Raw genomic sequence first — 1,173 nt, forward strand, 5'->3', positions numbered from 1 at the left:
GAGCGGACCAAGCCGCACGTGAACGTGGGCACGATCGGTCACGTTGACCACGGCAAGACCACGCTGACGGCAGCGATCACGACGGTCCTGACGCAGAAGTTTGGTGGCGAAGCGAAGGCGTACGACCAGATCGACGCGGCGCCGGAAGAAAAGGCGCGTGGCATTACCATCAACACCGCGCACGTCGAGTACGAAACGGCTAACCGCCACTACGCACACGTCGACTGCCCGGGCCACGCAGACTACGTGAAGAACATGATCACGGGCGCGGCGCAGATGGACGGCGCAATCCTGGTGTGCTCGGCTGCCGACGGCCCGATGCCGCAAACGCGTGAGCACATCCTGCTGGCGCGTCAGGTTGGCGTTCCGTACATCATCGTGTTCCTGAACAAGTGCGACATGGTGGACGACGCCGAGCTGCTGGAACTCGTCGAGATGGAAGTTCGCGAACTTCTGTCGAAGTACGACTTCCCGGGCGACGAGACGCCGATCATCAAGGGTTCGGCCAAGCTGGCGCTGGAAGGCGACAAGGGCGAGCTGGGCGAGGTAGCGATCATGAACCTGGCCGATGCGCTGGACACGTACATCCCGACGCCGGAGCGCGCGGTTGACGGTGCGTTCCTGATGCCGGTGGAAGACGTGTTCTCGATCTCGGGTCGCGGCACGGTGGTGACGGGTCGCGTCGAGCGTGGCGTGATCAAGGTTGGCGAGGAAATCGAGATCGTCGGTATCCGCGCAACTGCCAAGACGACCTGCACGGGCGTGGAAATGTTCCGCAAGCTGCTCGACCAGGGTCAGGCAGGCGACAACGTTGGTATCCTGCTGCGCGGCACGAAGCGTGAAGACGTCGAGCGTGGTCAGGTTCTGGCCAAGCCGGGTTCGATCAACCCGCACACGCACTTCACGGCTGAAGTGTACGTGCTGAGCAAGGACGAAGGCGGCCGTCACACGCCGTTCTTCAACAACTACCGTCCGCAGTTCTACTTCCGTACGACGGACGTGACGGGCTCGATCGAGTTGCCGAAGGACAAGGAAATGGTGATGCCGGGCGACAACGTGTCGATCACGGTGAAACTGATCAACCCGATCGCGATGGAAGAAGGTCTGCGCTTTGCAATTCGCGAAGGTGGCCGTACGGTCGGCGCTGGTGTCGTCGCCAAGATCATCGAGTAA

1 protein-coding gene is annotated in these 1,173 nt (G+C 61.9%); it reads left to right on the forward strand.

Annotation, left to right across the window (positions count from 1 at the left end):
- Positions 1 to 1,173: elongation factor Tu (gene tuf / locus HDG37_RS38745; RefSeq protein WP_221311655.1), on the forward strand; the 1,173-nt coding region annotated here is incomplete at its 5' end.

Source organism: Paraburkholderia sp. MM5384-R2, assembly GCF_014201025.1.
Taxonomy (GTDB): domain Bacteria; phylum Pseudomonadota; class Gammaproteobacteria; order Burkholderiales; family Burkholderiaceae; genus Paraburkholderia; species Paraburkholderia tuberum.